This window comes from Actinotalea sp. JY-7885 (assembly GCF_014525465.1).
Lineage (GTDB): Bacteria > Actinomycetota > Actinomycetes > Actinomycetales > Cellulomonadaceae > Actinotalea.
Genome location: NZ_JACEXH010000197.1, coordinates 1 through 5,449 on the forward strand (window position 1 = coordinate 1; position 5,449 = coordinate 5,449).

4 protein-coding genes and 1 pseudogene are annotated in these 5,449 nt (G+C 74.5%); 1 reads left to right on the forward strand and 4 read right to left on the reverse strand.

Annotated features, from left to right (window positions below):
- Positions 1 to 72: 72 nt before the first annotated feature.
- Genes IDM29_RS14425 through IDM29_RS14440 form a run of 4 tightly spaced genes read right to left on the reverse strand, consistent with a single transcriptional unit; the run spans position 73 to position 4,814 of the window.
- Complete coding sequence (locus IDM29_RS14425) at positions 73 to 606, reverse strand: hypothetical protein (RefSeq protein WP_188037690.1); 534 nt, start codon at positions 604 to 606, stop codon at positions 73 to 75.
- The gene (gene cydD / locus IDM29_RS14430; RefSeq protein ID WP_182111534.1) at positions 603 to 2,297 is read right to left on the reverse strand and encodes a thiol reductant ABC exporter subunit CydD; all 1,695 of its coding nucleotides are present in this window, start codon (positions 2,295 to 2,297) and stop codon (positions 603 to 605) included. Before cydD ends, IDM29_RS14425 begins: the two co-directional genes overlap by 4 nt.
- Positions 2,294 to 3,313 carry a cytochrome d ubiquinol oxidase subunit II gene (gene cydB, locus IDM29_RS14435; RefSeq protein ID WP_182111533.1) on the reverse strand — a complete coding sequence of 340 codons (1,020 nt, stop codon included), beginning with the start codon at positions 3,311 to 3,313 and terminating at the stop codon, positions 2,294 to 2,296. The genes cydD and cydB overlap by 4 nt, the downstream gene beginning before the upstream one ends.
- Before the next feature lie 10 nt (positions 3,314 to 3,323).
- Entirely contained in the window at positions 3,324 to 4,814 is a 1,491-nt protein-coding gene (locus IDM29_RS14440) for a cytochrome ubiquinol oxidase subunit I (RefSeq protein WP_182111532.1), read from the reverse strand.
- 418 nt (positions 4,815 to 5,232) lie between these two features.
- Here IDM29_RS14440 and IDM29_RS17015 point away from each other — a divergent pair.
- Positions 5,233 to 5,449: pseudogene (locus tag IDM29_RS17015) on the forward strand (hypothetical protein); the annotation flags it as partial.

The window sequence follows — 5,449 nt, forward strand, 5'->3', positions numbered from 1 at the left end:
CCGTCAGCCCGATCCCGAGCAGGAGCACGAGCACGCCGGCCCCGGCGCACACCCCCAGCAGGCCCGCCGGGCTCACGCCGGGCGACCCCGCCTGGACGAGGAGATCGGCGAGCTCGGCCCCCCACCGACCAGCACGACGCTGCCCACGCCGACGACGAGCGCCACGGCGGCCGGCAGCAGCCCGCGCACCACGGCGTCGCCCACCGCGTCGACGTCGGCGCCGACGCGTGCGAGCAGGTCGCCCCGACGCAGGCCCACGACGCGGTCGACGGGGGAGTCCGCCAGGCGCTCGTAGAGCCGTGCCCGCAGCCGGGCCATCCCGCGCAGCGCCACGTCGTGGGAGACCAGCCGCTCGACGTAGCGCAGCAGGCCCCGCGAGATGCCCAGCGCCCGCACGGTGACGGCCGCGATCGTCAGGTACATCACGGGCGGCATCTGCGACGCGCGGGCGATCAGCCACGCCGAGACGGCGGCGAGCGCGACCGCGCTGCCGAGGCTCCCGGCGCCGGCCAGGACGGCGCGCACCACGCGTCCCCGGTCGACGTCCAGCATGGCGAGCGTGCGCAGCAGCGGGTCGCGCTGCCGTGCGGGCCGGGGCGCGCTCATCGGGTCACCGCCGGCTCGTCCGGCACCGCGACGGGTCGCCGGCCCACCATCACGACGTCGTCCGCCGTCGCCAGGAGCTCCGGCCGGTGCGCCACGAGCACGACCGTGCGTCCCTGCGCGCGCAGGGCGGCGATCGTCTCCAGGACCACGCCCTGCGTCCCGGCGTCGAGGTGGGCGGTGGGCTCGTCCAGGACCACGAGCGGGGCGTTCGCGACCAGGGCGCGGGTCAGCGCCACCCGCTGGCGCTGCCCGAGGCTCAGGCCCACGCCGCCGTGGCCGAGGACGGTGTCCCAGCCGTCGGGCAGGGCCGCGAGCACCTCGTCCAGGCCGCAGCGTCGGGCGGCCCGGTCGAGCGCCGCCGCGGGCACGTCGCGGCCCTGGAGCACCGCGTCACGCACCGTGCCGGGCTCGAGCACGGGCCGTTGGGGGACCCACGCGACCTGCGACCAGTAGGAGGCGAGGTCCACGTCCCGCAGGGCCACCCGGTCACCCGCAGGGGTGTCGAGCTCCACGTCCCCCTCGTCCGGCACGACCAGGCCGAGCAGGACGGCGACGGCGGTGGACTTGCCCGAGCCGTTCGGCCCGGCCAGGGCGACGACGCGGCCCGGCGGCACGGTCAGCGTGAGGTCCGCGGGTGCCAGGGTCGCGCGACCCGGCTGGTCGACGCCGACGCCGCGCAGGCGCAGCGTCGTGGTGGCGAGGTCGGGGGCGCGGACGCCGTGGGCGGCGTCGGGCAGCGGCGTGTCCAGGACGGCGAAGGCGCGGTCGGCGGCCGCGACGCCGTCGGCCGAGGCGTGGAAGTGGGCCCCGACCTGGCGCAGCGGCAGGTACACCTCGGGCGCGAGCACGAGCACCGCCAGTCCCGTCTGCAGGTCCAGGCCGCCGCTCACCAGGCGGAAGCCGACCCCGACGGCGACGAGCGCGACCGCGAGCGTCGTCAGCAGCTCCAGGACCATGCCCGAGAGGAACGCGATCCGCAGGGTGCCCATCGTGGCGCGCCGGTGCGCGTCGCCGAGCTCCTGGACGCGGGCCGCCGGGCCGCGCTCGCGCCCGAGCGCGCGCAGCGTGGGCAGGCCCACCAGGAGGTCGAGCACCTGGTGGCCGAGGCGCTCCATGCCGGCCAGCCGGCGCTCCGAGGCGCTCTGGGTGAGCCGTCCGACGAGGACCATGAAGAGGGGCACGAGGGGGAGGGTCGCGGCGATCGTCGCGGCCGCGACCCAGTCGAGGTCCAGGACGACGAGCAGCGTCGCGGGCGTCACGGTGGCGGCCAGGAGCAGCTGGGGCAGGTACCGCACGAAGTAGGGCTCGAGCGCGTCGAGCCCGCGCGTCGCGAGCGTCGCGACGGCGGCGGGACGCCCGTGCGCGGGCCCGCGCGGGCCGAGTGCCACCGCGTGCTCGACGACCTGGCTGCGCAGCTCGGCGACCGCGCGCACCGCCGACCGGTGCGCGAAGCGCTCCTGCGCCCCGGTCACCAGCGCGCGGAGCACCACGACCCCCGCGAGGACCGCGACCCGCGGCGCCACGTCGGCCCAGGCGGCCGTGCCGCCGACCACGGGGGCCAGGATCGCGGCGAGCAGGAGGGCCTGGGCGACCACCAGCCCGGCCGTCAGGGCACCCAGACCCGCGGTGAGGACGACGTACCTGCGGGCGCTGCGCGCCCGTCGCAGGAGCCGCGGGTCGAGCGGCTTCACCTGCGCGTCAGGAGCAGGCCCGCGTGGTCCGGGATCCGCTCGGCGGTGAGCCGCTTGCGGAACACCCAGTAGGTCCAGCCCTGGTAGAGCAGCACGAACGGCGTGAGGACCACGGCGACCCACGTCATGACGGTCAGGGTGTAGTCGGTCGACGACGCCTCGGCGACGCTGAGCGAGAACGCCGGGTCGGTGGCCGGCATGACGTCGGGCCACATCGAGCCGAAGATCAGCACGACCGCCGCGACGAGGGTCACGGCCGACGCCACGAAGGCGAGACCCTCGCGGCGGGCGCGCGTGGCCGCGACGAGCACGAGGAGCATCACCGCGGCGAGACCGGTCGCCGCCCAGGTCCAGGCGACGGAGTACGCGACCTGCGCCCACACCGCCCAGACCCCGGCCACGACGAGGGTGACGACCGCGAGGCGCGCCGCGAGCGCGCCGGCACGCTGCCGCATCTCGCCGTCGGTCTTCAGCGTCAGGAAGACGGCGCCGTGCGTGAGGAAGAGCAGGGCCGTCGTCGCGCCGCCGAGGAGGGCGAACGGGTTGAGCAGGTCGAAGAACGTCCCGACGAACTGGTGGTCGGCGTCGAGCGGCACGCCGCGCACGAGGTTCGCGAACGCGACGCCCCACAGGACCGCCGGGACCCACGAGCCGAAGATCAGCGCCCGGTCCGACCAGGCGCGCCAGCGGTCGTCGTGGAACTTGCCGCGCCACTCGAACGCGACCACGCGCACGATGAGCGCCAGCAGGATGAGCAGGAGGGCGAGGTAGAACCCGGAGAACATCGTGGCGTACCACTCCGGGAACGCCGCGAAGGTCGCGCCGCCCGCGGTGAGCAGCCACACCTCGTTGCCGTCCCACACCGGGCCGATCGTGTTGATCATCAGTCGCCGGTCGCGGTCCTTGCGGCCCAGGACGGGCAGCAGCATGCCGACGCCGAAGTCGAACCCCTCGAGCACGAGGTAGCCCGTCCACAGGAGGGCGATGAGCAGGAACCAGACGGTCGAGAGCTCCATGGCGGCCTCCTCAGTAGGCGAACGACAGGGGGCGGTCGGCCGCGCTGGCGTCGGGGTCGTCGGGGTCGTCGTCGCGCCCGTCGGGGCTCACGTCGCGCTCGGTGTCGGCCACGCCGTGCGCGGCGTACCGGGTCATGAGCCGGAACCACAGGACGGCCAGGACGGCGTAGAGCGCGGTGAAGGCGATCATCGACGCGAGGACGGTCCCGGGACCGACGACGCTCGAGACGCCCTTGGCGGTGAGCATCCACACGCCGTCGACCCCGCTCGGGTTCGGGTTGGGCGCCACGACCCAGGGCTGGCGGCCCATCTCGGTGAAGATCCAGCCGAACGCCGACGCGAGGAACGGCGTCGGGATGGCGAGCAGGCCGAGCCGGGCGAACCAGGGGTGGGCCACGGTGCGGCCCCGGCGCAGGAACCACAGCACCGCGAGGGCGAGGGCGGCGGAGCCGACGCCGAGGCCGATCATGAGGCGGAAGGACCAGTAGGTCACCGCGAGGTTCGGGCGGTAGTCGACGCCCTCCCCGTAGAGCAGCTCGGAGCGCTCCTGGAGCTCCTCGACACCGGGCAGGTAGGAGTCGAAGTCGCCCGAGGCGAGGTAGGACGTCACGCCCGGGATCGTCAGGATGTGGTGCACGCCCTCGCAGGAGTTGGACAGGTCCCCGATGGTCAGGAGCGAGAAGGCGGCGCCGTTCTCGCCCTCGCACAGCGCCTCCGCGGACGCCATCTTCATCGGCTGCTGGTCGAACATCAGCTTGGCCTGCCAGTCGCCCGAGACGGCGACGCCGATCCCGGAGACCAGCATGGTGATGACGCCCAGCACGATCGCGGGCCGGTAGACCGTGCGCGCCGTCACCTCGTCGCCCGCACGCACCGTGCGGACCATCCACCAGGCGGCGATGCCCGCGACGAAGGTGCCGGCCGTGAGGAAGGCCGCCGCGATCGTGTGGGGGAACGCGGCGAGCAGGGTCGAGTTGGTGAGCACGGCGCCGATGTCGACCATCTCGGCGCGGCCGGTCTCCTCGTTGAACACGGCCCCGACGGGGTGCTGCATCCACGAGTTGGCGGCCAGGATGAAGTAGGCCGACAGGTTCGTCGCGAGCGCCACGGCCCAGATGCACGCCAGGTGGATGCGCTTGGGCAGCCGGTCCCAGCCGAAGATCCACAGGCCGAGGAACGTCGACTCGACGAAGAACGCCGCGAGGGCCTCCATCGCGAGCGGCGCGCCGAAGACGTCGCCGACGAAGCGCGAGTACTCGCTCCAGTTCATGCCGAACTGGAACTCCTGCACGATGCCCGTCGCGACGCCGATGGCGAAGTTGATGAGCAGCAGCTTGCCGAAGAACTTGGTCAGCCGGAGCCACCGCTCCTGGCCGGTCCGGACCCACAGCGTCTGCATGATCGCGACCAGCGGGGCGAGCCCGATCGTCAGCGGCACGAAGATGAAGTGGTAGACCGTCGTGATGCCGAACTGCCACCGGGCGAGGTCGAGTGCGTCCACGATGAGGTCCTCCGGCGACGGCGGGCGGAATGGTGGTCCTGCGGGCGCTGCCCTGGTGGGGTTGGCACCCCATCTCCGACGCTAGGAACGTGGCGCGACCGCAGCGTGGGACGTAGGTCCCGTGTCGTGACGCCGTGTCATCTCACGGCACGGCGTGGTGCCGGGCGCGGCGGGCCCGTTATGCGATACTGACCGCGGCAGTGAGGGTCGCCACACCGGCCCTCCCGCCACGACGTCCCGCTGGACCCCGGTCCGCGGCCCGCCGTGCGCCGCCGTCCACCAGACGAGCAGGCGCCGGTGCAGCCGCCCGCCAGCCGTGACGACCCGACGACTTCCGTCGCGGAGCGCGAGGCGCACGCGACGACCGAACCGCCCGAGGGCCGGCGAGTGTGGCCGGCGCACCGGGCATGGAGCACTCGTGACCGACGAGAACACCACCGACAGCACCTCCGCCGCAGCACCCGTCCGCCGCACGCGCGGTCGGCGCGTCGCGACGGGTGGCGCGGTCACCCCGCCCGCGAGCACGGCCCCTGGCGCGAGCTCGGCCCCGCTGGGTGCCACCACGACCGCTGCGACGACGCCGCCGGCCGCTGCGCCCGTGACCGAGGCGCCCGTGTCCGAGGCGCCCGTGACCG

Coding starts and splice junctions, on each gene's coding strand:
- IDM29_RS14425 (WP_188037690.1), bottom strand. CDS start 606: ATGAGCGCGCCCCGGCCCGCACGGCAGCGCGACCCGCTGCTGCGCACG.
- cydB (WP_182111533.1), bottom strand. CDS start 3,313: ATGGAGCTCTCGACCGTCTGGTTCCTGCTCATCGCCCTCCTGTGGACG.